Here is a 22,692-nt window from a genome sequence, read left to right on the forward strand (position 1 = left end):
TTTCACTGCGTCATTTTGGCAGGTCATGAAATGACAAAGATCAGAAGAAGAACCGCGCAGCCATTTGCTTGCGAATGCACAAAGAGCGGCAAAAAGTTTCTTTCTAAAACGATTGCGGTTTATCAAGCAGTCGGAGACGCTCCATGAACACCAGCCAACAGACGAGCCGCCCGGCGGGCGGAATTCCACGCGGACTGTCCAAAACAGGACCGGTCCTGTTTTCCTATGGCTTTCGCCCCTTCTTTCTCGGCGCGGCAATCGTCGCCATGACGGCCATGATCCTCTGGATCGCGGCGCTGGCCGGAATTGTCGAAGTCGGCGGCTCTTACGGCGCTCATCACTGGCATGCCCATGAAATGCTGTTCGGCTTTTCCTCTGCCGTGGTCGCTGGATTTCTTCTGACCGCAGTTCCCAACTGGACCGGCCGACTGCCGGTTTCGGGACTGCCGCTCGCCGGCTTGTTCGCGCTCTGGGTGGCAGGCCGCCTGCTGATGCTCTGGCCGGACCTGATCGGCATTGTGCCCTCGGTCGCCATCGAGAGCCTTTTCCTTCCGGTTCTGCTCTTCATTTGCTCCCGGGAAATCATCACCGGACGCAAGTGGAAGGATCTGAAGGTGCTCGGCGTTCTGACCGTGCTGTCGCTCGCCAATATCGGTTTCCATCTGGACACGCTGGCCGGAGAGCACGGCGGTATGGTCGAGAGACTGGCGGTTTCAGCCTATCTCGTCCTCATCATGATCATCGGCGGTCGCATCATTCCGAGCTTCAGCCGCAACTGGCTGAACCAGAAGGGTGAGACGCGTTTTCCGGCATCTTACGGACGCTTCGACACAGCGGTCATTATAATCGGCGCGCTGGCGCTGGCCTGCTGGAGCCTTCGCCCAAATGAGCCGGCAACGCTTGCGCTTGCCGCGATCGCCGGCATCGCCCATGCAGCAAGGCTGAGGCGTTGGCGCGGTCTGGCGGTGTGGCCGGAAAAGCTGCTCTTCATCCTGCATGTCGCCTACGCTTTCCTGCCGCTGGGATTTGCGGCAATCGCGCTCGGTGACCGCATCGGCCTCGGCGATACCGCGATCATGCATGTCATGACAGTCGGGGCGATGACGGCGATGATGCTGGCGGTGATGACCCGCGCCACTCGCGGCCACACCGGCAGGCAACTGGCGTCCTCATGGCTTACCAACGTTTCCTATGCCGCAATCCTCATGGCCGCGATCCTCAGACCGCTTGCCGACATTCTGCCTGACCAGGCCATGACGCTTTACAGTCTTGCCGGTTTGGCATGGCTGACCGCCTTCGGCCTCTTCCTTGCGGAATACGGTCCGATGCTCGCCCGCGTTCGCCGCGGCTGACAGCAGCAGGATAAACGAAAACGCCCGGTTCACAGACCGGGCGTTTTCGTTCATGAACCTGCAATGCCTCTGCTCAATGCCGGCTGACGACCGTCAGCGCGGAGGCGCGGATCCTGTCCGGCGTCCAGCGCGGCTCGTAAACCAACTCGACAGCCACCCGGCTCACCCCGTCGACCCCAACCACGCTCGCCTCGACCGCGTCCCTCAGGAAACCCGCAGCCGGGCAACCGCGCGAGGTCGTTGTCATGGCAATCGCGACGACACCGTCGGTGTCTACCGTGACTTCATAAATCAGCCCGAGATCGACGATGTTTCCGCCAATTTCGGGATCAAGGATACCACTCAGCGCGTCATAGATACGCGCCACGAGGGCACTCACAGCATCGTCGCTCACGTCAGTTACTCCCGGGCCTCACCGACACGTATCAGCATCCGATAGGCAGAGCCACCTTCATCGAAATTGCCGACCCATTGATGCCCGCGCTTCTCCAGTTCCGGCATGAGAAAAACCGGCTCCCGTGAAAGAAGGGCAAAAAGAACCTCGCCGGGATCCATGAGTTCGATCCTCGCCAGAATGCGCGTCATCGGTTCCGGCGGATCAAGATCGGTGAGGTCGAGATGAAACACCGGCTCGGCCCATGCAGCGGCGTCGTTTCCGCTGGCCGATGCGGAAATGTCAGCAGGACCGCCGGCCTCAGGCGTGAAGAGCACCTGCCAGTCACCTCCGCCGATCTGCGAGACTTCATGGCCGAAGCCGCGCTTGCCCATCACGCGAAACAGCGGCTCAGGCTTGAAAGTCGCCAGCAGTCGCAGCCCTTCACCCGGCGCGAGCGATTGCACAGCCTCCATGATGGCCTGAAACGGCTCACCTCCATTGCGCAGTATGGGGCGCACATCGAGTTCCTTGTATGGTCGTGTCATCATTACCTCCTGAGGTCGGGGGATGGCAGAAAGAGATAGGGGCGGATGGTGCCTTTCGGCAAGCGCAAGTCGGCATCGACATCTGCAAGACGTCTTGCGCGCAAGAATTCAAGGACCAGCGCAAGAGTTGCTCCGAACTGCAGAACAACGCCCACGCGAAAAAGGAAGGAGTGACCAATCATGAGGGCAAGCGTGGCGGTCGTCACGCCCGCATGAAAGGCCAGAAACCACAGTCGGGCACGCTGCTCGCGCACGATATCCTGAACCCGCGGCGTGGGAACGCGTCCCAGCACCGGGCCATAGCATTCAAGCCAGGTGAGAAACGGCACGATCTTGTAGAGCTGGGCGAGACCGAGACCGGTCAGCCAGCCGAAGCCGGCAAGATAGACGATGGCCGGCATCTGCTCTTCAAGCCGGTCAAGGAGAAACGCCACCGCCAGCCAGACGAATGCGATAAAAAGCCAGAGGAAAGCCGCAAGGCTCCCAATGCTGTTCAACTCCATCTCCCGACGCCGCCGAGCCTTCAGGATCGCCGAGAGGTCGAGACCGTAAAGAAGGAGGCCGATGCCCGTAACGATCCCGAGCAACAGGGCGGCAAACACGCCGCTGACATCGAACACGGTCAACAGCACCAATAAGACGAGAAGCACAAGGACGGAAGCCCCGCCTAGCAGAACCGTATTGGGCCGGCGGCCGGAAGGCTCGCTCGCAAGCAGGAACATCGGCAACAGCTTGTAGCTCACGCCGAGCGCCGAGAGCGTCAGCCAGCCGCCAATCCCGAAAATCACGTGCAAAGGCAGAATATCGGTCACGAGCGCCAGAAGTTCCCCCGGCAGCAATCCCGACAGTCCGAACGCCATGAAGACGCCGAGACACAGCGTGCCGATCAGGCCGACGATACCGAGCGCCACGAAACGCCCCGCCAGCGGCAGGGGCCGGGCGTCGAGAAATGTACGTGCCACCATAACGGCCACGCCGAGGTAACCCACCGCCAGAAGCAATGCTCCACAGGCCAGAAGATGCTCCGACACCGCCATGCCCGAGGCAATAAGGGCGAAGCCGGACACCAGCCCGACTTCGCCGGCAAGGATCGCAACGAGGGCCGGAAGCGCCAGCCTCCCAGCCCGCAGCGGCTTTGCCGCGAGCACCGGCACGAACTGCAGCAGGGCTCCCGACATCAGGAGACCAAGCCATCCGGCGGTAATCAGATGAACGACGGCCAGCACATCGCCGCCGGAAATGCCGGCAACCGGATTGCCATAACCCACCGCCAGCAAGCCCTCTCCCGCAAGCAGGAGAAGACAGGCGGCGGCGAAATAGCTCATGGTCCAGCGGGAAAGGCTTGCTCCCGGCATATCGATCACCTCACTCAGCGAGAAACTACGCGCCTCAATGATCCGCGCCGCAGCAGCAGTCGCAGCCGCTGTTCTGCAGCCTCTCGATTTCGACGCGCCAGACGTCCGGACCCTGCTCGAGATATTCCCAGCCGAACATGCCGGAGAAATGCATCTCGAGCTGATAGTGCAGCGGTCGCGGATCGTGATCGCTCGTGATCAGCATGGCCCCACCGGGAAGCAGTGCATTGAGCATGCCGAAGATGCGGGGATGCCGCTCGGCCGGCGGCACGGTGCGAACATCGATCGAGGGCTTTTCTTGCGTGGTCTGGTTCATGGGTCGTTCTTGTCCTTCATCGGCCCGAAGTCGTCTTTGTGAGGCCCGGGCTCCGGCCTGCGAGCGAAACCTAGCCCCAAGGGAGCGATGAGAACTTGTCGCTGCGCAAATAATATCGAGAACATCATCCAGCTTTCGCTCCGTTGCTTGGGATTTGGCAAAGAGCAAAAGCGGACCGCGATCTAGGCTCCTGGCAGTTTCGAACGGAGTGCCGCCCCATGTCCCTTGATATCGTCGAAAAATACGGCGAAGCCCGCCTGCCCCGCTACACCAGCTATCCAACCGCGCCGCGTTTTTCCCCCTCCATCGGCGCCGGCACCTATAGCGACTGGCTCACCCAGATCCCGGCGGGCGAGCCAGTATCGCTCTATCTTCACATCCCGTTCTGCCGGTCGATGTGCTGGTATTGCGGCTGTCATACCTCGATCACCCTCAAGGACGAGCCGATCCTCGACTATCTCGACGTGCTCAAGCGCGAGATATCCATCGTCGCAAAGACGGCCGGCAAGCCGCTGAAGGTACGCAACATCCATTTCGGCGGCGGCACGCCCACGATCATGAAGCCCAAGGAATTCCTCGACCTCTCCGCCTTCATGCAGAAAAGGCTCGACGTAATGCCCGGCGTGGACATCGCCGTCGAGATCGATCCACGCACCTTGACCGGCGACATGATCGGCGCACTCGCCGAAGCCGGCGTTACCCGCGCAAGCCTCGGGGTCCAGAGCTTCGACCGGGTCGTGCAGAAGGCCATCAACCGCATACAGACCGCGGAGCAGACGGCATGGGCTACGGATAGGCTTCGCGGATCCGGCATCGACAGCATCAACTTCGATCTGATCTACGGCCTGCCCCACCAGACCGTCGCCTCCTGCATCGAGACCACCCGAACGGCGATCGCCATGCAGCCGGATCGTTTCGCGGTCTTCGGCTATGCTCATATTCCTTCTTTCAAGAAACATCAGCGACTGATCGACGAACAGACCCTCCCCGATACCACTGAGCGTCATGCCCAGGCGGAGGCCATCGCCGAAACGCTTGTTGCGGCCGGCTACCGGCGCATCGGCCTCGATCATTTTGCACGTCCCGAAGACGAACTCAGCCTTGCCGCTGAAAACGGGCGCCTGCATCGCAATTTTCAGGGCTACACGACAGACGCCTGCCGCACGCTCATCGGCTTCGGCGCATCCGCCATCGGCAGGACCGCGGAAGGTTATGTGCAGAACGAAGTCGCCATCGGCCAGTATGCCCAACGGATCGCCTCGGGACAGCTTGCCACCTCGAAGGGTTACCGGCTGACGAGGGAGGATCGGCTTCGCGCCGACGTGATCGAACGCCTGATGTGTGATTTCGAGGCTGATCTCGACGGCCTCGCCCGCCGCCACGGCTTTGACACCGGCCTGCTGACGGAAGGCAATACGATGATCGAGAGACTGGCCAGTGACGGCATCATCGAGATCGGAGATGGCATCATTCGCGTAAGCAGCGACTATCGCTTCGTGATCCGCGTTGTCGCCGCAAGCTTCGACGCCTATCTCGGCGAAGCCGGCCGCACCCATTCGAGAGCCGCCTGAAACCCCAACTCGTCAAACACACTTGAATGAGAAAAGGCCCGGCAACACCCCGATGCCGGGCCTTTTCCGCGCCTCGCGGACCGCCTAACCCGCAAGGCTGCGATAGATCGCCGGCAGGGCTGCCGGCAATTTCGCGATATTGGAGACGATCGCATAACCGTGTTGGCCGAAGATCGCCGGCACATAGGATTTGGCATCGCGGTCGACCGTCACGCCGAACACCCGGATACCCTTGCGTCTGGCTTCCATCACCGCGCGGCGGCTGTCCTCCAGCGCAAAACGGCCCTCATAGTGATCGACGTCGTTCGGCTTTCCGTCCGTCAGTACCAATAGCAGCTGCCGCTGGTTCGGCTGCTTTGCGAGCCCCGCAGAGGCATGACGGATCGCCGCCCCGATCCGGGTATAGTAGCCGGGCTTCAGCGCGCCGATACGCCGTTCGATTGCCGGTCCCATCTTCTCGCCGAAGTCCTTCACGGTTTCGACGCGGACCCACGACCTGCGCCGGGAGGTGAACGTCAGGATCGAATGATTGTCGCCGCAGGCGGCAAGGCCATTGGCCAGCACGAGCAGAGCCTCCTTCTCCACATCGAGCACGCGACGGTCGTCGAACCATGCATCCGTCGAGAGAGAAACGTCGACAAGCAGCGTCACGGCGAGATCATGGGCCTGCGGCCGGCTCATCAGATGGATGCGGTCGCTGCCCTCTCCGCCAGCGGCAAGATCACTGCGGCTGCGCACGACGGCATCGAGGTCGAGATCGACGCCATCGAGCTGGGCACGGAGCATTTCGTGCTTCGGGCGCAGCACTTCGAACTGCCGCCGCACCCGGCGCATCAGGCCCTTCATCGCCGCATCCGTCGCCAGAGAAGCTCCCTCTTCCGGCGCGGGTGTTGCAAGCACCCGGCAATAATCCTTGAGATAGACGCCCTGCCTGTAGTCCCATTCCGGATAGGAAAGCTCGGCCGTCAATGGCGTGCGGTCCAGCGCTTCGGGCGGCAGATCGAGATCGAAACGGAAACGGGCGGATGGCCGGCCCTTCCGTTCGCCGAGCGTCATGTCGTCAAGCTCTTCCGCCGCCGCTGCATCGTGATCGTCGCTGTCGTCGCCGGGGCGGTCGACATTGACCATTTCCGCCATCGCCAGGATCTTTTCGAACCGGTTGAGGATGAACGGGCTGCGATCCTTGTCGCGACCATCGGTCTTCTCCCGTGTCGCGATGTGCCGACCCGCAGCCATGGCCTGCCTGTCGCCGCCCGCAGCCGGCCGATCCTCCACCTCGCGGAGGGCACTTTCTTCGCGCAGCAACGCATCCGGCCAGAGCGGCACCGGCAGCATCGGCAGGTATCCGGGCGGCGCCTTCGCCGGCAGGATCACGGGCGGATGCAGCGAAGCGAGGCCCGCCCCCTTGCGCAGAAGATCGACGATGCGTTCCTCCACCATCTGCTCGATGCGCGGCAGCTTGCCCCGCCGGCGTTCGGCAAGGAGCGCTAGGCATAAACGGGCATACCGATCCGCCATGCCGGGAAAGGCTGCGATGACATCTTCCACCGTCACCCGCGCCTGCTCAAGCACAGAAAGATCCCGCCGCAGGGGATCGGCATCCGGCACCGGTTCCAGCGGCATCACCGCCATCATCGCAGCCAGCCAGACATAAAGATCGCGGTTCAGATCGGCCTCCGGCATCAGATCGATCACCGGGGGAAGCATGAGCGTGGCGTGGTCGCGGCCGGGCTGCACCAGCTTTTCCTCTCCAAGACCCAGACGCTGGCGAAACTTCAGCCGATGACCGGAGGTTCGTCCGCGGGCCGGCGCCACCTGCACCGTGCGCTCGCCGCCGAACCCGCGAAAGCAGACGGCCAGCATCGGCTGGATCTCCTCCAGCGATATGGCAGCCTGCGGATAGCGCGGCCATGTCCGGGTATTACCGGCAATGTTATGCCAGGCACGCCCCACGGTTTCTTCAAGCTCGAGGAAGTCCAGCATCGCTCGTCTCCTAGCGGATAACCGCCTGCGATAGTTCGATCAGTGCAGCCCGCACATCCGGCTCGTCGGTCAAAGGCTCGATCATGGTCGAGCGGACGGCATCGCGCGGTGAAAGGCCGGCATCGATCAGGCTGGCGCAATAGACGAGGAGACGGGTCGATACGCCCTCTTCGATGTCGTGGCCCTTGAGCACCCTCAACCGCCGCGCCAGTTCGACCAGCGGGGCAACCTCTCCGGGGCCAAGTCCGCTCTCGGAGGATACGACCTCGATCTCGCGATCCTTCGGAAGGAAATCGAATTCGATGGCGACGAAGCGCTGGCGGGTGGAGGGCTTCAGCGTCTTCAGGAGGTTCTGGTAACCGGGATTGTAGGAAACGACGAGCATGAAGCCCGGCGGCGCTTCGAGCTGTTCGCCGGTGCGTTCGAGCGGCAGGATGCGCCGGTCGTCGGTGAGAGGATGGAGTACAACGGCCACGTCCTTGCGGGCTTCCACCACCTCGTCCAGATAGCAGATCCCGCCCTCGCGCACGGCGCGTGTCAGCGGCCCGTCCACCCACACCGTATCGCCGCCCTTGAGCAGGTAGCGGCCGGTCAGGTCGGCGGCGGCAAGGTCGTCATGGCAGGAAACCGTCGAAAGCGGCAGGCCGAGTCGGGCCGCCATGTGGCTGACGAAACGGGTCTTGCCGCATCCGGTCGGCCCCTTGAGCAGCAGCGGCAGCTGGCGCGTCCAGGCGGTCTCGAAAAGCGCGCATTCGTTGCCCGCCGGAGAATAGGCCGGGATGTCGGGCGAAGGCGGATTGGTGAGCATCAGGTTCATGGGGTGTTTTCCTTTCGGGCAAGGACGTTTGATGCGGCCGCCGCCCCCGAAAGGAGAAGACGGCCGTTTTCGTTACTCAGCCGGTTCCACGATGCCGCCGAAGGCGGGCTCGCGCTCCTTGCCGGGCACCAGGATCGACCAGATAAACATCAGTGCAGAGACAAGCACGACGACGCCAGAGCCGAGGCGGATCCAGTAGAACAAGGCGAGCTGGTCCTGCACGGCCATGTAGCTTTCGCCGAGAACCCGCTGCAGATGCACCTGCAGCACGCCCGCGAAGGTGAGCGCGAAGGTCATGACCGACATTGCCGTGCACATGGCCCAGAAGCTTGCGATGGAAAGCCACTGGTTATAGGGCTGGCGTCCGCGGATCTCGGGAACCGCATAGGCCATGACGGCAAGGTTCAGCATCACATAGGCGCCGAAGAAGGCGAGGTGGCCATGGGCCGCGGTGACCTGCGTGCCGTGGGTATAATAGTTGACCGACGACAGCGTGTGCAGGAAGCCCCAGACGCCCGCGCCGAAGAAAGCCATGACCGAGCAGCCGATAGACCAGAGCAGCGCCGCCCGGTTCGGATGCTTGCGGCCGGCCTTCCAGGTCATGACGAAGGTGAAGATGACCATGGTGAAGAACGGAGCGACTTCAAGCGTGGAGAACAGCGAGCCGATCCACTGCCAGTAGCCCGGAGCGCCGATCCAGTAGTAATGGTGGCCCGTTCCGAGAATGCCGGAGAACAGCGCCAGACCGACGATGACATAGAGCCACTTCTCGACCACTTCACGGTCGATGCCGTTGAGCTTGATCATCAGGAAGGCGAGCACGGAGGCCATAATCAGTTCCCAAACGCCCTCGACCCACAGATGGACGACGTACCACCAGTACATCTTGTCGAGCGCGAGGTTCGCCGGATTGTAGAAGGCGAAAAGGAAGAAGATCGCCACACCCCAGAGACCGAAGATCAGGATGTTGGTGACGACCGTCTTGCGGCCCTTCAGCACCGTCAGCGTGATATTGAACAGGAACATCAGGCAGACGATCACGATGCCGACCTTGATGGCGAAGGGCTGTTCGAGGAACTCGCGCCCCTCATGGATATGGAAGAGATAGCCGACCACGGCGATTGCCGCCGCCACGAGAAAGAGCCAGAACTGCGCGATGGCGATTTTCGGACTGTAGAGTTCCGTCTCCGCCTCTTCCGGCAGGAGATAATAGGTGGCGCCCATGAAGCCCATCAGCAGCCAGACGATCAGTGCGTTGGTATGGATCATCCGGACGATGTTGAAGGGCAGCAGCTCGGAAAGCGTATTGGGAAGGACATAGATCGTGCCGGCGAGCACGCCGAACAGGACCTGAGCGAGAAACAGGCCGAGCGCGCCGTAGAAATACAGCATCGCGACCTTCTGTGTCTGGTACTTCATGAGTAGGTTCTCCTTGGATCGACGTTGCTCAGCCGGCGTCATTCGGCGGCCAGTTCTGCGTCTTGATCCGGCTCGTCCATTCGAGGAAATCGGAAAGATCATTGAGTTCCTGTTCCGTCAGGTTGAACTGCGGCATCTGCCGCCGTCCCTCGATGCCGGAGGGTTGGGCCGCCATCCATGATTTCAGCGTCTCGCGCGCACCTTCGGGATCGGTGTCACCACCCCAGCGCTTCCAGACATTGCCGAGTTCCGGCGCGAAATAGGCGCCCTCACCCAGCAGGGTGTGACAATTGATGCAGGAGTTCTTCTCCCAGACATGCTTGCCCCGGGCGACGCTGTCGGTCAGCGTCGTCTCGTCCGTGGACGTGGTACGCATGTAGTAATGACTGTGGGCTGTAAGCCCAACGAAGATCGTGAAGAAGAAGATGGACCCGCCGTAAAAGACATTGCGGGCCCCTGTCTTGGTCAGGCGCTCTGCCATCCCCTGGTCCTTTCTTTCGCCCGCGGTCAGTACCCGCCGGCCTGTTGAAATCCCCGCCCGCAGCCCGCGCGATGATCAGGACGCGCAGGCTGCGGGACGCTCCCTTTCTAGCGGCAGGGAGAAAGCCTTCTTTGCGCTTCTGCAAACAAGCGAACGATCCGCTCAGGCGACGACGAACAAGGCGAACGCAGCCGACCGCGCGAACGCCGCGAGGAGGAAAAGCACCGGCCATGAAAGGAGCGCCAGACGCATGCCGCGCCCCTGGGAGCGGAGCCCCATGAAATCCAGAATAACGAGACGCGTCTTCGCCACGGCGATCAGCAGGACCGCCGCGATTGGCACCAGAAGACCCCCGCTGAGCGCCGCGAGCGCAGCCCCGCCGGAAGAGAACACCATCAGCGTCGCGAAGTTGCCGAACAATTTCCCCCAGGAAGCGTCGGTCATCGCATCATGCCAGATAGAGAATGGGAAACATGACGATCCAGACGAGATCGATCACATGCCAGAGCGTGGTGATCAGCAACACGTTCTGCCGTGCCGGCCGCCACGCGACAATGAGGAGGATGACCGAGCCGAAGACGACGTGCAGCAGATGGAAGCCCGTGATGAGGAAGTAGATCTCGAAGAAGCCGCTCAGCGCCTGTTCCCCCGCATGCCCGATCTCGCCGGCATATTCGGCAAGCTTGATCGCCATGAAGGCAAAGCCGAGAGCCGCGGCAAAACACAGTGAGCGACGGACCTCCATGATGGATGCAGCCCTACGGGCGGCGAGCGCCGCCTGCCATCCGCTGGAGAGCAAAATGACCGTATTGAACGCCGCGAGCCCCGGATTGAGATAGTGCCGCGCTACTGCGAAACGCTCCGGTTCCAGTACAGACATTACAAGGAACCCGGCAAGCAGGATGCCGAAGGCGACGAGTTCGCTCCATACGAGTATCCAGAGGAGAAGCGTATCGCCCTCCTCTTCGGCGACACTCGTGACGGACTGGTTCGGTGATCTGGCGCTTGCGTTCATGGCGCTTTTCTAGCCGCCACCATCGCCGGCCTCTTTGAGCAAACACAAAGAAGCGCGCAGTTGGCGGGCATAGTCTGCAGCATCGAAGGAGATTCTGCTTATGACAGACGCACAGATCGGACTTGCCGTGGTGACACCCGTTATCGTCGGCTTCGCCGTCACCCTGCACAGGATGGGTGTGCTTCAGCGCGGCGGTACCATCTCGGCGGTGCTCGCCTCCGTCGCCATCGCGGCCATCCTGTTCGTCGGACAATGAGGAGGCGGAGATGACGTCCCGATCACCACTCAATGCACAGGATCTTGCCGCCCTCGGCAGGAACCACGATGCTTTGCTTACCCTTTGTCTCAAGCTCGAAGAGATTGCGGACTCGCTGCCTTTCGACATCAACGAGGACCTTTGCCGCGAGGTGGCGCAGTCGGCCACGCCGCTGCTCCGGCAGACGCAGCAACTGGAAGAACGGGTTCTTTTCCCCGATTTCGACCGAAGCGCCGGGTCGTGTTTCGCCGCGATGATGATCGAGCGACTGAAGGGCGAGCACCGCTGCGACGGGCTTGCGGCCGAAGAGATTTCCCTGACGCTGAAAGCGATGATCGAAGGTCGTTGCCGCCTGTCTTTCGACACGGTAGGCTACATGCTTCGCGGCTTCTTCGAGTGCATCCGCCGGCACGTCGCTGCCGAGAAGCTGATGATCGAGGCATTGTGCGTCGCCGAGGCGGAGGGGCGGGAGATCCTGATGTGAGCCAGCTTCTTATGGCGCTTGTCGCCTTTCTGGCATTGCACTCGATCCCGGCACTGCCACCGGTCCGCGCCGGTGCAATCGCTCTGCTTGGACGCAGGACCTACCTCAGCCTTTACTCTCTGGTTTCGGTTATCGTGCTCGCCTGGCTTTTCCATGCCGCACTGAACACCGATTATATCGAACTCTGGGCACCGGCCGGCTGGCAGGCGATCGTGACGCTTGTGCTTGCCCCGCTCGGCCTCATTCTGGTGACCGCCGGCTTGCTCTCGACCAATCCATTCTCGATCAGCTTTCGCCATGGCGAAGAGCCCGGCGCAATCGTCGAGATCACGCGCCATCCGGTGCAATGGGGCTTCACGCTCTGGTCGCTCGGCCACCTCGTGGTCAACGGCGACCTCCGCTCGCTCGTACTGTTCGGCGGCCTCGGCCTGTTCTCCGTGGGCGGACTTTTCATTCTCGACCGGCGCGCCCGCCGGCGGATCGGCTCCGGCTGGCCGGCACTTGCCGCCCGTTACCCGATGACGCCCCTTGCCGGCCTGTTCAAGGGCAAGGCCCGTCTTCGCATCGATGCGCCGCTTGCCCTGTCTCTGGCGATCACGGCCGCCATCACAATCTGGCTGCTGATGGGCGGTCACGCCGCGCTTTTCGGCGCAGACCCGATAACGGCGCTTTCGTATTAACTGCCCTGCTCTCCCCGCCATTCGACGGCGAGCGGCTCTTCCGTCAGCTTGAGAAGATCGATGGCGCGCGCGGCGATGTGGTCGACGATATCGTCCAGCGTCTGCGGCCGGCGATAGAAGGCCGGCACCGGCGGCATCACGATGGCCCCCGTTTCCGTCACGGCGGTCATGTTGCGCAGATGGCCGAGATGCAGCGGCGTTTCCCTTGCTAGAAGGACAAGCGGACGCCGTTCCTTCAAATGCACATCGGCTGCCCGGACCAGCAGATTGTCGGAAAGCCCCGTCGCGATCCCGGCAAGGCTCTTCATCGAGCAGGGCGCAACGATCATGCCCGCGGTGCGGAATGATCCGCTGGCGATGGCGGCACCGATGTCATCGATTTTGTAATAGCGGTCCGCGAGCCCGACCAGCCGGCCGATGGCATCCGCGCCGAGTTCCTGGGTAAAGGTCCTGAGCGCCGAACGCGTCACGACGAGATGCAGCTCGACACCGGCAAGCGCGGCAATCCGCTCGCCGATCCTCAGCGCAATCGCCGCCCCCGAAGCGCCGGACACTCCAAGCACCACCCGTTTGCTGGTGCCCGTCATGCCGGATCTCCAAGTCCGAGTTCGTGCCAGATGGCATCGACCTTCGCCCCGACCTCGGGCGTCATCTTCAGGACTCGGCCCCACTCCCGGTCGGTCTCCGGACCGATCTTGACAGTCGCGTCGAGACCGAGTTTCGCGCCAAGACCATGCTTCGGCGAGGCAAAGTCGAGATAATCAATCGGCGTGTCGTTGATCAGCACGGTATCCCTGCCCGCATCGAAGCGGGTGGAGAGCGCCCAGACAACATCGTCCCAGTTTCGCACATCGACATCGGGATCGACGGCGATGATGAGCTTCGTATAGCTGAATTGCGGCAGCATGGACCAAAGCCCCATCATCACCCGCCTCGCCTGCCCCGGATACCGCTTGTCGATCGACACCACCATCGCGCGATAGGAACAGGCTTCCGGCGGCAACCAGAGGTCGGAGATTTCGGGAAACTGCTTCTTCACCAGCGGGATGAAGAGCTCGGTCATAGCCTCGCCGAGCTTCGAAGGCTCGTCCGGCGGACGGCCGGTATAGGTCGAGAGGTAGAAGGGGTTCTCCCGCATGGTGATTGCCGAAAGCGTCATCACCGGAAAACGCTCGACGGAGTTGTAATAGCCGGTGTGATCCCCGTAAGGCCCTTCCTCCGCCGTCTCGGTCATCGAAACGGTTCCCTCCAGCACGATCTCGGCATTGGCCGGAACGAGAAGCGCTTGGCTGACGGCTTTCGCCACCCGGCTGCGTCTTCTCTTCAGGACGCCGGCAAAACCAAGCTCGCTCATGCCTTCCGGAAGCGGCATCACCGCTGAAAGAATGGTAGCGGGATCGCTGCCGATTACCACGGCAACAGGCATGTCCCGCCCAAGCTTCTGCCACTGGCGATGGTGTTTCGCGCCGCCCCGATGGGCGAGCCAGCGCATGATGAGGCGGTCCCTGCCCAGCACCTGCATGCGGTAGATTCCGACGTTAACGTCATCGGGATCGTCGGGCGAACAGGTAATCACCAACGGCCAGCTGACGAGTGGCGCAGGTTCTCCCGGCCAGCACCACTGGATGGGCAACCGCCCAAGATCGAGATCATCGCCTTGCCAGACCACATCCTGGCAGGCCGCGCGCGAAACCCGGCGCACCCCGAGCGAAAGTGCTGAATGCACCAACGGCAGCTTGCCAAGCGCTTCCCGAAACGAGGCCGGCGGCCTTGGCTCCCGCAATTCCCCAAGAAGAGCGGCAAGGTCGCCGATCCGGCCGCTGGCCAGGCCGAAACCCCACTCAATGCGCTCGCGTGTCCCGAAAAGATTGGCAAGCAGCGGCACGGGCACCACCTCGCCCGCAGCATTCACCGGCTTTTCGAAGAGCAGCGCCGGCCCATCGTCTGCCAGCACGCGGCGATGGATTTCCGTGACTTCATGCACCAGCGAGACAGGACGGGAAATCCGCTTGAGCCGCCCGGTTCGCTCAAGCTCGGCGGCGAAATGCTGGAGGCTGTCATAGCGGCGGGGCGGAGAGGGAGGGCTTGTCATGTCAAATGTGTGGCCCGGCAAAATCTCCCCGTCTTTGCGATAGCTCAAACCCGTTGCCCGTCGCTACGGCTAGCTTGCGATCCGATAGCTGTCCCCGAGAGACCGAGGCCCATGAAATTTCCTGCAACGCTCGCAATGCCGCTCGACCTCATGCCGCTTCCGGCGATCGATCGAGCGACCGGGATGCTGTTCAGACGGATGCTGAAGGAGCATCCGAAGCTGTTCGAGCGGCTGGGAGAGCACAAGGCGAAGCGCTTCGCCTTTCTGCCCGCCGACCTGCCGCTCGCCTTCATCGTCGATCCGGGAGCACCCGCCATCAAGGTGCAGCGCAAGTCCTCGGTCACTGAGGCCGATGCATCGGTGGAAGGTCCGCTCTTCCTGCTGCTCGCCTTGCTTGAAGGACGCTGCGATGCCGATGCGCTGTTCTTTTCCCGCGATCTCGTCGTTACCGGCGACATGGAAGCCATGCTCGCCATGCGCAATGCGCTCGACGACTGCAACATAGACCTGCCCCGCGATCTCTCCGCCCTGGCCGGGCCTTTCGGACCGATCTTCAGCCGCGTTGCCAGCGAAATCCGCCGCCGGGCGCTCACCGGGGAGAACACCGCATGGAACTGATCTGCCCCGCCGGCACGCCCGCCGCCTTCCGCGAAGCCGTCGATGCCGGCGCCGATGCCGTCTATTGCGGCTTTCGCGACGAAACCAACGCACGCAACTTCCCGGGCCTCAATTTCAGCCGCGAGGAACTGCGTGAAGCAATCGCTTACGCCCGAAAACGCGGCACCCAGACCTTTGTCGCCCTCAACACCTTCATGCGCGCCGGCGACGAGCAAATCTGGTACCGCGCCGCCGCCGATGCGGTCGCACTCGGTGCCGATGCCCTGATCCTCGCCGATTTCGGCCTCATGGCCCATGTCGCGGAGCGTTACCCGGAACAACGGCTACATGTCTCCGTGCAGGCTTCCGCATCGAATGCCGATGCCATCAATTTCCTGATCGACGCCTTCAACGCCAAACGGGTGGTCCTGCCCAGAACGCTGACGATCGGCGACATCGCCCGCATCGCCAGACAGATCCGTTGCGAAATCGAGGTCTTCGTCTTCGGCGGCCTCTGCGTCATGGCGGAGGGCCGCTGTTCGCTGTCCTCCTATGCGACGGGAAAGTCGCCGAACATGAACGGTGTCTGTTCCCCCGCAAGCCATGTTCACTATCGCAACGAAGGCGACGATCTCGTCTCCGAACTCGGCGAATACACCATCAACCGTTTCCCGCGCGGAGAGGCAGCCGGCTATCCCACCCTCTGCAAGGGACGCTTCGACATTGCCGAAACCCATGCCTATGCATTCGAGGATCCTGTCTCGCTGGATGTCATGGGCGAGATCGAAGCCCTGAAGGCGGCCGGCGTCAGCGCGCTCAAGATCGAGGGACGTCAGCGCGGCAAGGCCTATGTCGCGGAAGTCGTCTCGACCCTCAAAAAAGCGCTGGCCGCCGAACCGGCAAGCCGGACCGCGCTGCTTTCCCGCCTCAGCACCCTGAGCGAAGGTCAGAAGACCACGTCGGGGGCCTACGAAAAGCGCTGGAGATGACCATGCCCCATCCGACCCCCTCGCTGACAATGGGTCCCGTCTACTATCTCTGGGACGGCCCGAAGTGGCGCGATTTTCACTTCCGCATCGCCGACGAAGCACCCTTCGACCGCATCGTAATCGGCGAAACCGTCTGTTCCAAGCGCCAGCACTTCATCGAACCCCATCTCGCCGATGTCATCGAACGGCTGGAAGCCGCGGGAAAGACCGTCGTACTCTCGACGCTCGCGCTGGTGACGCTGGAACGCGAAAGCCGCCATGTCCGCGACATGATCGCCAACAGCGAGCATCCGGTTGAAGCGAATGATCTTTCCGCGCTCGGCCTGCTGAATGGCAAGCCCCATTCGATAGGTCCGCTGGTCAACGTCTACAACGCGGCGACGGCGAGACTTCTGGGCGGACGCGGCGCAACGAGCATCTGTCTGCCGCCGGAACTACCTTTCTCCTCGGTGAAAGCAATCGCGGAACAAACACCCGATATCGCGCTGGAAGTCTTTGCCTTCGGCCGCATGCCGCTTGCGATTTCGGCGCGTTGCGCCCATGCCCGCGCAAAGGGCCATATCAAGGATAACTGCCAGTTCGTCTGCGGTGATGATCCCGACGGTCTGCCGGTGAAAACCCTCGACCGCCAATCCTTTCTGGTGCTCAACGGCGTCCAGACCGTTTCCCACACCTGTCAGGCGCTGCTCGGCGAGCTGGCCGACTTGACGGCTGTCGGGATTTCCGGCTTCCGCCTCTCGCCACAGGATTGCGACATGGTAGCCGTCGCAAGTCTTTACCGGTCGGTTCTCGACGGCAACATGGAGCCTGCCGAAGCGATCGAGAGACTGCGCGCGATTTATCCATCGGCCCCACTCTCCAACGGCTTCCATCATGCCCACGAAGGTGCGGCATGGGTTGCCCGCGCAAGGGATACGGCCCACAGCGCCGCAGGGGCCTGATCCGAAATTCCGCTTGCTTTCCGATTGGAAGAATTTAATCAACACTCATTGATTAAATTCAACTTGCGCGGCCCCACAAAAAGGGGCTGCATTCCAATACCGTCAACCGGAGCAGGAAACGGATGCTACCTTTCCCTCGTCGGCGCGCGCCAGCGCATCCGTGGTCCAGACAGCAGACATCGATCGGCTGGCGGCATTGGCCGGCGCTCGTGGCGCTGGCGATACCGCTGGCGCTCTCCGGCTGCGGCGACGAAAAGGGCGAGACACCCCGCGCGGAAACCTTCGTACGCACGATCGTTGCGGAAAAGGCCCCCTATGCGCGCACCATCACGCTGACGGGTGAAATCAGCGCGCGCACGGTGAGCGACCTTTCCTTCCGGGTTTCCGGCCGCATCATCGAGCGTAATGCCGATGTCGGAAGCCAGGTGAAAGCCGGTGACGTGCTGGCGCGGCTCGATGCCGAGGAACAGCAGGCCGACCTTGCTTCGGCGGAAGCAACGGTCCGTTCTGCGGAATCGCTGGTCGACCAGCGTCAGGCAACGCTGCGCCGCCAGCAGGAACTGCTGACCAAGGGTTTCACCACCCGCAGCGACTTCGATGCGGCTAACGCTGCCTATAACAGCGCGGTCAACTCCGCCGAGGGTGCTCGCGCCGCTCTAGCCAACGCCAGGGAAGCGCTCGGTTACACGCTCCTGAAGGCCGAGGCCGATGGCGTCATCGTCGAGCGCAAGGCGGAAATCGGGCAATTGACGCAAGCGGCGCAGACGGTTTTCCGTCTTGCCCATAACGGCCAGCGGGACGCGATCTTCCGCTTCTATGAAACGCCCTTCATCAACGCCGGCGCGCGTGTCTCCGACGAGATGAATATTGCGCTGGTCAACGATCCCAAGGTAACGGCCATCGGCAAGATCCGCGAGATCTCGCCGACCGTCGATCCATCGACCGGCACCGTGCGGGTGAAGGTCGGCCTTGCAGACACGCCCGAAGCGATGACCCTCGGCTCCGCCGTTACCGGCACGGGTACGCTGCAGCAGGTCGAGATCATCACGCTTCCGTGGACGGCACTTGCGACAGAGGCCGGGGAGCCCGCCGTCTGGGTGCTCGATCCGAAGACCAATACCGTCGAGCGGCGCAGGATCCATATCTTCCTTTATGAAAAGGGCCGGATACTCGTGTCCGACGGACTGGAACCCGGCACGATCGTGGTCAGCGAGGGCACCAAGCTCCTGCGCAACGGGCAGACCGTCACCGTTCTTCCGGAGGTAACCCAATGAACGGCTTCATCCGAAGAGCGGGCTGCCTGATGCTCGCAACGCTCGCGCTTTCAGCCTGCGACAGCAGCGAGGACGCCGACAAGACTACACAGCCGAGGCCGGTACTGACGGCCGTTACAGAACTGAAACCTGCGCGCAGCGAAGAATATGCGGGAACGGTCGAACCGCAGATCAAGACGGACATCGGTTTCCGCATCATCGGCCGCCTCATTTCCCGCGATGTCGATGTCGGCGACACGGTTGCTCGCGGCGAACGCCTTGCTGCAATCGATCCGACGGCGCTGGAGCTTGCCGTTCGCTCGGCTTCCGCCGAGGTCGGAAGCGCGCTTGCCCAGCTCACCAACGCCCAGGCCGCTGCCGAGCGCCAGCGTGCGCTTCTGACGACACAGGCGTCCAGCCAGTCCACGGTCGAAAGCGCCGATCAGGCCGCGATTGCAGCGGAAGCCACGGTAAGCCGTGCCCAGGCGGCACTGGCAAAGGCGGAGGAACAGCTTTCCTATGCCCAGGTCGAAGCGACCTTCGATGCCGTCGTGACGGCCACCGCTGCCGAAGTCGGACAGATTGTCGAACCCGGCGATGCCGTGGTGACGATCGCGCGGCCTGATCTCAGGGACGCGGTCGTCGATATTCCCGTCGACAGCGGCCCCATCGCCATCGGAACGAAGTTCCGGATCGCATTGCAGATGGACCCGAGCGCCGTCGTTGCGGGCAGCGTGCGCGAAGTCGCTCCCGAGGCGGATGCGATCACGCGCACACTGCGCGTTCGCATCGCGCTCATCGACCCGCCGCCATCCTTCCGTCTCGGCACGACGGTTCGTGCCACGCTGGAGCGTAACGGCACCCCGGCGCTGACGCTTCCGGCCTCCGCCCTGCTCGAACAGGACGGCAAGGCCTATGTCTGGCTGATCGACGAAAAGGACAGCATCGCGGTCAAGCAGGAGATCGGGGTTGCCCATCGTGAGGACGGGATCTTCACTGTTGCCACCGGCCTCCAGCCGGGCGCCCGCGTGGCGATTGCCGGCGTACACACGCTCGAGGACCGTCAGAAAGTCATTCTTCCGGAAGGAAACAAGCCATGAAGTCCTTCAACCTTTCGGATTGGGCCCTCAGGCATCGATCGCTTGTCTGGTACCTGATGATCATTTTCATGTTGGCCGGCGCGCTTTCCTTCGTGGAAATCGGTCGCGAGGAAGACCCCTCCTTCACCATCAAGACCATGACGATCTCGGCCCAATGGCCGGGCGCTTCTGTTTCCGACACCACGAAGCAGGTGACGGAACGCATCGAACGCAAGCTCGAGGAACTCGACAGCCTCGACTACACCAAGTCGATCACCCGTCCTGGCTCCACCCTGATCTTCGTCGAGTTGAAGCCGACCACCAAGGCCCGCAACGTGGCGCAGATCTGGCAGAAGATCCGCAACATGATGGCCGACATCAAGGGGGAATTCCCCTCCGGTGTCGTCGGACCGCAGTTCAACGACGATTTCGGCGACGTCTTCGGCAACATCTACGCCTTCACCGCCGACGGGCTGAGCGAGCGGCAACTGCGCGATTATGTCGAGGAAGCCAGAACCCGAATCCTCGCGGTCGACAATATCGGCAAGGTCGATCTCGTCGGTGCACGCGATGAAGTGATCTTCCTCGAATTCTCCACCCGCCAGCTCGCCTCTCTCGGCCTCGACCAGACGGCCGTGCTCTCAACCCTGCAGGCCCAGAATGCGACGGCGCCCTCCGGCGTCATCCAGTCCGGCCCCGAACGCATCAGCGTTCGCGTCGGCGGCCAGTTTTCCAGCGAGGAAAGCCTGAGGGAGGTCAATCTCCGCGTCAACGACCGCTTCTTCCGCCTGAGCGACATCGCCACCATCCGCCGCGGCTATACCGATCCGCCGAGCGATCTCTTCCGCTTCAACGGCCAGCCGGCCATCGGGCTTGCGATCGGTATGAAACAGGGCGCCAACCTTCTCGAATTCGGCAAGGCGCTGAAGGCGGAGATGCACGACATCGAGTCGAAGCTTCCTGTCGGCGTCGGCGTGCATCTCGTCTCCGACCAGCCCCAGGTGGTGGAGGAAGCGGTTTCCGGCTTCACCCAGGCCCTGTTCGAAGCGGTCGTGATCGTTCTGGTGGTCAGCTTCGTATCGCTCGGCCTGCGCGCCGGTTTCGTGGTGGCGCTCTCGATCCCGCTGACGCTGGCGATCACTTTCCTCGTCATGTCGCTGCTCGAAATCTCGCTGCAACGCATTTCGCTCGGCGCGCTCATCATCGCCCTTGGCCTCTTGGTGGATGACGCGATGATCGCCGTTGAGATGATGGTGGCGCGCCTCGAACTTGGCGATCCCATGAAGAAGGCGGCAACCTATGTCTACACATCGACCGCCTTTCCGATGCTGACCGGCACCCTCGTCACCGTCGCTGGCTTCATCCCGATCGGGTTGAACAGCAGTGCGGCCGGCGAATTCACCTTCACCCTCTTCGTGGTGCTCGCCGTCTCGCTTCTCACCTCATGGATCGTGGCCGTTCTTTTCACGCCGCTGCTCGGCGCAACCATCCTGTCGGAAAAGCTGAAGAAGCACGAACACAAGAAGAGCCGCGCCGGCCGCATATTCGAAAACTTCCTGCATCTGACCATGCGCTGGCGCTATGCGACGATCGCCACCACCATCGCCGTCTTCGGGCTGTCGATCTATGGCATGCAATTCGTCCAGCAGCAGTTCTTTCCGTCCTCCGACCGCGTGGAACTCATCGTCGACTGGTCGCTGCCGCAGAACGTCTCGATTGCCGAAACCAACGCCGAGATCGAACGCTTCGAGAAGGAACAGCTTGCCGGCAATCCCGACGTGATCCGCTATTCGAGTTATGTCGGCCAGGGATCGGTCCGCTTCGTTCTGGCTTTCGACGTGCAGCCCCCGGATCCGGCCTTCGGCCAGACGATCATCATCACCAAGGATCTGGAAGCCCGCGACAGGCTCAAGCGCCAGTTTCAGGACTATCTCAAGAAGACCTTCCCGGCGACAGACGCTTATGTGAAGCTGCTCGACATCGGCCCGCCCGTCGGCCGACCCGTCCAGTACCGCATTTCCAGCGAGGACATCGAGACCCTGAAGCTGAAGGCGCAGGAACTGGCCGGCATCATGGCGCGCAACCCGCATGTCGGCGACGTGGTCTACGACTGGATGGAACCGGCTCGCGTGCTACGCGTCGATGTGCTTCAGGACAAGGCCCGCCTGCTCGGCGTCTCGTCCAAGGACATCGCGACAGTCCTCAACAGCGTCGTCGGCGGCACGACCGTCACCCAGATCAATGATGACGTCTATCTCGTGAACGTGGTGGCCCGCGCCAATCCGCAGGAGCGCAGCTCGATCGACACGCTTGAAGACCTGCAGCTTACCGGCTCGAACGGAAACTCGGTGCCTCTCGCCGCAGTCGCCAACTTCCGCTACGAGACCGAACAGCCGGTCATCTGGCGGCGCGACCGCATACCGACGATCTCGGTAAAGGCCGGCGTTCTCGACGCGACCCAGCCGGCGACCGTGGTCGAACAATTGACGGGCGACGTCGATGAATTCCGCAAAACGCTACCGCCGGGCTTCACGCTCGAGATCGGCGGCACGGTGGAATCCAGCGCGGAAAGCCAGCAGCCGATTGCCGCCGTCGTGCCATACATGCTGCTGACCATGGCGACCATCCTGATGGTCCAGCTGCAGAGCTTTTCGCGGCTCTTCCTGGTGTTCTCCGTCGCGCCGCTCGCCCTGATCGGCGTCGTCGCGGCCCTTTTGCCCAGCGGCGCTCCGATGGGCTTCGTGGCAATCCTCGGTGTACTCGCGCTAATCGGCATCCTGATCCGCAACTCGGTCATCCTGGTGGTGCAGATCGAGGAATTGCGAGCGGAGGGCAAGGCGCCATGGGAGGCGGTGGTTGAAGCGACCCAGCATCGAACGCGACCGATCCTGCTGACCGCCGCCGCCGCAAGTCTCGGCCTGATCCCGATTGCCCGCGAAGTGTTCTGGGGGCCGATGGCGTACGCAATGATGGGCGGCATCATCGTCGGCACGTTGCTGACACTTGTTTTCCTGCCCGCGCTCTATGTGGCCTGGTTCCGGCTGAAACCCGACACACCGGCAACACCGGTGGTCGCTGAGGCCGAGTAACA

At 62.4% G+C, this 22,692-nt stretch carries 23 protein-coding genes; 11 read left to right on the forward strand and 12 right to left on the reverse strand.

What is annotated here, in order from left to right:
* Positions 1-143 precede the first annotated feature (143 nt).
* Positions 144-1,352, forward strand: coding sequence for an NnrS family protein (locus NBH21_RS20895; protein WP_250914942.1), 1,209 nt, complete (start codon positions 144-146; stop codon positions 1,350-1,352).
* A gap of 73 nt (positions 1,353-1,425) precedes the next feature.
* Here NBH21_RS20895 and NBH21_RS20900 read toward each other — a convergent pair whose 3' ends face one another.
* From NBH21_RS20900 to NBH21_RS20915, 4 genes are read right to left on the reverse strand one after another with little or no spacing between them, the layout of a single operon-like run.
* Complete coding sequence (locus NBH21_RS20900; RefSeq protein ID WP_250914941.1) at positions 1,426-1,746, reverse strand: metal-sulfur cluster assembly factor; 321 nt, start codon at positions 1,744-1,746, stop codon at positions 1,426-1,428.
* A gap of 5 nt (positions 1,747-1,751) precedes the next feature.
* On the reverse strand, positions 1,752-2,273 hold the full coding sequence (locus NBH21_RS20905) for a DUF2249 domain-containing protein (protein WP_163905904.1): 522 nt from the start codon (positions 2,271-2,273) through the stop codon (positions 1,752-1,754).
* A gap of 2 nt (positions 2,274-2,275) precedes the next feature.
* Positions 2,276-3,628: a hypothetical protein gene (locus NBH21_RS20910; protein WP_250914940.1), complete on the reverse strand. Its 1,353-nt coding sequence runs from the start codon at positions 3,626-3,628 to the stop codon at positions 2,276-2,278.
* Positions 3,629-3,662: 34 nt separating this feature from the next.
* Positions 3,663-3,944 (reverse strand): DUF2249 domain-containing protein, encoded by a 282-nt coding sequence (locus NBH21_RS20915; RefSeq protein WP_099059354.1) that lies wholly within the window; start codon positions 3,942-3,944, stop codon positions 3,663-3,665.
* Between the two features lie 218 nt (positions 3,945-4,162).
* Between NBH21_RS20915 and hemN the strand changes: the two genes are divergently transcribed.
* Positions 4,163-5,515 carry an oxygen-independent coproporphyrinogen III oxidase gene (hemN, locus tag NBH21_RS20920; RefSeq protein WP_250914939.1) on the forward strand — a complete coding sequence of 451 codons (1,353 nt, stop codon included), beginning with the start codon at positions 4,163-4,165 and terminating at the stop codon, positions 5,513-5,515.
* Between the two features lie 84 nt (positions 5,516-5,599).
* Here hemN and NBH21_RS20925 read toward each other — a convergent pair whose 3' ends face one another.
* The 6 genes from NBH21_RS20925 to NBH21_RS20950 all read right to left on the reverse strand — a co-directional run bounded on the left by NBH21_RS20925 (position 5,600) and on the right by NBH21_RS20950 (position 11,230).
* Complete coding sequence (locus NBH21_RS20925; protein WP_250914938.1) at positions 5,600-7,498, reverse strand: nitric oxide reductase activation protein NorD; 1,899 nt, start codon at positions 7,496-7,498, stop codon at positions 5,600-5,602.
* Between the two features lie 10 nt (positions 7,499-7,508).
* Positions 7,509-8,315, reverse strand: coding sequence for a CbbQ/NirQ/NorQ/GpvN family protein (locus NBH21_RS20930; protein WP_250914937.1), 807 nt, complete (start codon positions 8,313-8,315; stop codon positions 7,509-7,511).
* Between the two features lie 72 nt (positions 8,316-8,387).
* Positions 8,388-9,734: a nitric-oxide reductase large subunit gene (locus NBH21_RS20935; RefSeq protein WP_250914936.1), complete on the reverse strand. Its 1,347-nt coding sequence runs from the start codon at positions 9,732-9,734 to the stop codon at positions 8,388-8,390.
* A 28-nt stretch (positions 9,735-9,762) separates the two neighbouring features.
* A complete protein-coding gene (locus tag NBH21_RS20940; protein ID WP_250914935.1) occupies positions 9,763-10,215 on the reverse strand; it encodes a c-type cytochrome in 453 nt (150 codons plus the stop codon).
* A 162-nt stretch (positions 10,216-10,377) separates the two neighbouring features.
* Positions 10,378-10,659, reverse strand: a complete 282-nt coding sequence (locus NBH21_RS20945) for a cytochrome C oxidase subunit IV family protein (protein ID WP_250914934.1) — start codon at positions 10,657-10,659, stop codon at positions 10,378-10,380.
* A 4-nt stretch (positions 10,660-10,663) separates the two neighbouring features.
* Positions 10,664-11,230, reverse strand: a complete 567-nt coding sequence (locus NBH21_RS20950) for a cytochrome c oxidase subunit 3 (protein ID WP_250914933.1) — start codon at positions 11,228-11,230, stop codon at positions 10,664-10,666.
* 100 nt (positions 11,231-11,330) lie between these two features.
* On the opposite strand from NBH21_RS20950, the gene NBH21_RS20955 reads away from it, so the two are divergent.
* From NBH21_RS20955 to NBH21_RS20965, 3 genes are read left to right on the forward strand one after another with little or no spacing between them, the layout of a single operon-like run.
* Positions 11,331-11,486 carry a hypothetical protein gene (locus tag NBH21_RS20955; protein WP_099059362.1) on the forward strand — a complete coding sequence of 52 codons (156 nt, stop codon included), beginning with the start codon at positions 11,331-11,333 and terminating at the stop codon, positions 11,484-11,486.
* A gap of 10 nt (positions 11,487-11,496) precedes the next feature.
* Positions 11,497-11,970 (forward strand): hemerythrin domain-containing protein, encoded by a 474-nt coding sequence (locus NBH21_RS20960; RefSeq protein WP_250914932.1) that lies wholly within the window; start codon positions 11,497-11,499, stop codon positions 11,968-11,970.
* Positions 11,967-12,650, forward strand: a complete 684-nt coding sequence (locus tag NBH21_RS20965) for an NnrU family protein (protein WP_250914931.1) — start codon at positions 11,967-11,969, stop codon at positions 12,648-12,650. The genes NBH21_RS20960 and NBH21_RS20965 overlap by 4 nt, the downstream gene beginning before the upstream one ends.
* Here the strand turns inward: NBH21_RS20965 and NBH21_RS20970 are convergent.
* Together NBH21_RS20970 and NBH21_RS20975 are read right to left on the reverse strand one after the other, a co-directional pair.
* Positions 12,647-13,237: a UbiX family flavin prenyltransferase gene (locus tag NBH21_RS20970; protein WP_250914930.1), complete on the reverse strand. Its 591-nt coding sequence runs from the start codon at positions 13,235-13,237 to the stop codon at positions 12,647-12,649. The genes NBH21_RS20965 and NBH21_RS20970 overlap by 4 nt on opposite strands.
* Positions 13,234-14,742 carry a UbiD family decarboxylase gene (locus NBH21_RS20975; RefSeq protein WP_250914929.1) on the reverse strand — a complete coding sequence of 503 codons (1,509 nt, stop codon included), beginning with the start codon at positions 14,740-14,742 and terminating at the stop codon, positions 13,234-13,236. The genes NBH21_RS20970 and NBH21_RS20975 overlap by 4 nt, the downstream gene beginning before the upstream one ends.
* A 111-nt stretch (positions 14,743-14,853) precedes the next feature.
* Here NBH21_RS20975 and ubiT point away from each other — a divergent pair, with 111 nt between their 5' ends.
* The 6 genes from ubiT (at position 14,854) to NBH21_RS21005 (ending at position 22,690) form a co-directional block, all read left to right on the forward strand.
* Positions 14,854-15,360, forward strand: a complete 507-nt coding sequence (gene ubiT, locus NBH21_RS20980) for a ubiquinone anaerobic biosynthesis accessory factor UbiT (RefSeq protein ID WP_250914928.1) — start codon at positions 14,854-14,856, stop codon at positions 15,358-15,360.
* On the forward strand, positions 15,351-16,328 hold the full coding sequence (ubiU, locus tag NBH21_RS20985; protein WP_250914927.1) for a ubiquinone anaerobic biosynthesis protein UbiU: 978 nt from the start codon (positions 15,351-15,353) through the stop codon (positions 16,326-16,328). The genes ubiT and ubiU overlap by 10 nt, the downstream gene beginning before the upstream one ends.
* Positions 16,329-16,330: 2 nt before the next feature.
* Positions 16,331-17,269, forward strand: a complete 939-nt coding sequence (gene ubiV / locus NBH21_RS20990) for a ubiquinone anaerobic biosynthesis protein UbiV (protein ID WP_250914926.1) — start codon at positions 16,331-16,333, stop codon at positions 17,267-17,269.
* A 122-nt stretch (positions 17,270-17,391) separates the two neighbouring features.
* Positions 17,392-18,543, forward strand: a complete 1,152-nt coding sequence (locus NBH21_RS20995; RefSeq protein WP_250914925.1) for an efflux RND transporter periplasmic adaptor subunit — start codon at positions 17,392-17,394, stop codon at positions 18,541-18,543.
* The gene (locus NBH21_RS21000; RefSeq protein ID WP_250914924.1) at positions 18,540-19,622 is read left to right on the forward strand and encodes an efflux RND transporter periplasmic adaptor subunit; all 1,083 of its coding nucleotides are present in this window, start codon (positions 18,540-18,542) and stop codon (positions 19,620-19,622) included. Before NBH21_RS20995 ends, NBH21_RS21000 begins: the two co-directional genes overlap by 4 nt.
* Positions 19,619-22,690: an efflux RND transporter permease subunit gene (locus NBH21_RS21005; RefSeq protein ID WP_250914923.1), complete on the forward strand. Its 3,072-nt coding sequence runs from the start codon at positions 19,619-19,621 to the stop codon at positions 22,688-22,690. Before NBH21_RS21000 ends, NBH21_RS21005 begins: the two co-directional genes overlap by 4 nt.
* Positions 22,691-22,692: the final 2 nt, after the last annotated feature.

It is taken from the genome of Ciceribacter sichuanensis, assembly GCF_024055605.1.
Classification (GTDB): domain Bacteria; phylum Pseudomonadota; class Alphaproteobacteria; order Rhizobiales; family Rhizobiaceae; genus Allorhizobium; species Allorhizobium sichuanense.

Excerpts from the sequence above, each read along its gene's own strand:
- NBH21_RS20895 (WP_250914942.1), top strand. The coding sequence starts at position 144 with ATGAACACCAGCCAACAGACGAGCCGCCCGGCGGGCGGAATTCCACGC.
- NBH21_RS20905 (WP_163905904.1), bottom strand. The coding sequence starts at position 2,273 with ATGACACGACCATACAAGGAACTCGATGTGCGCCCCATACTGCGCAAT.
- NBH21_RS20910 (WP_250914940.1), bottom strand. The coding sequence starts at position 3,628 with ATGCCGGGAGCAAGCCTTTCCCGCTGGACCATGAGCTATTTCGCCGCC.
- NBH21_RS20915 (WP_099059354.1), bottom strand. The coding sequence starts at position 3,944 with ATGAACCAGACCACGCAAGAAAAGCCCTCGATCGATGTTCGCACCGTG.
- hemN (WP_250914939.1), top strand. The coding sequence starts at position 4,163 with ATGTCCCTTGATATCGTCGAAAAATACGGCGAAGCCCGCCTGCCCCGC.
- NBH21_RS20925 (WP_250914938.1), bottom strand. The coding sequence starts at position 7,498 with ATGCTGGACTTCCTCGAGCTTGAAGAAACCGTGGGGCGTGCCTGGCAT.
- NBH21_RS20930 (WP_250914937.1), bottom strand. The coding sequence starts at position 8,315 with ATGAACCTGATGCTCACCAATCCGCCTTCGCCCGACATCCCGGCCTAT.
- NBH21_RS20935 (WP_250914936.1), bottom strand. The coding sequence starts at position 9,734 with ATGAAGTACCAGACACAGAAGGTCGCGATGCTGTATTTCTACGGCGCG.
- NBH21_RS20940 (WP_250914935.1), bottom strand. The coding sequence starts at position 10,215 with ATGGCAGAGCGCCTGACCAAGACAGGGGCCCGCAATGTCTTTTACGGC.
- NBH21_RS20945 (WP_250914934.1), bottom strand. The coding sequence starts at position 10,659 with ATGACCGACGCTTCCTGGGGGAAATTGTTCGGCAACTTCGCGACGCTG.
- NBH21_RS20950 (WP_250914933.1), bottom strand. The coding sequence starts at position 11,230 with ATGAACGCAAGCGCCAGATCACCGAACCAGTCCGTCACGAGTGTCGCC.
- NBH21_RS20955 (WP_099059362.1), top strand. The coding sequence starts at position 11,331 with ATGACAGACGCACAGATCGGACTTGCCGTGGTGACACCCGTTATCGTC.
- NBH21_RS20960 (WP_250914932.1), top strand. The coding sequence starts at position 11,497 with ATGACGTCCCGATCACCACTCAATGCACAGGATCTTGCCGCCCTCGGC.
- NBH21_RS20970 (WP_250914930.1), bottom strand. The coding sequence starts at position 13,237 with ATGACGGGCACCAGCAAACGGGTGGTGCTTGGAGTGTCCGGCGCTTCG.
- NBH21_RS20975 (WP_250914929.1), bottom strand. The coding sequence starts at position 14,742 with ATGACAAGCCCTCCCTCTCCGCCCCGCCGCTATGACAGCCTCCAGCAT.
- ubiT (WP_250914928.1), top strand. The coding sequence starts at position 14,854 with ATGAAATTTCCTGCAACGCTCGCAATGCCGCTCGACCTCATGCCGCTT.
- ubiU (WP_250914927.1), top strand. The coding sequence starts at position 15,351 with ATGGAACTGATCTGCCCCGCCGGCACGCCCGCCGCCTTCCGCGAAGCC.
- ubiV (WP_250914926.1), top strand. The coding sequence starts at position 16,331 with ATGCCCCATCCGACCCCCTCGCTGACAATGGGTCCCGTCTACTATCTC.
- NBH21_RS20995 (WP_250914925.1), top strand. The coding sequence starts at position 17,392 with ATGCTACCTTTCCCTCGTCGGCGCGCGCCAGCGCATCCGTGGTCCAGA.
- NBH21_RS21000 (WP_250914924.1), top strand. The coding sequence starts at position 18,540 with ATGAACGGCTTCATCCGAAGAGCGGGCTGCCTGATGCTCGCAACGCTC.
- NBH21_RS21005 (WP_250914923.1), top strand. The coding sequence starts at position 19,619 with ATGAAGTCCTTCAACCTTTCGGATTGGGCCCTCAGGCATCGATCGCTT.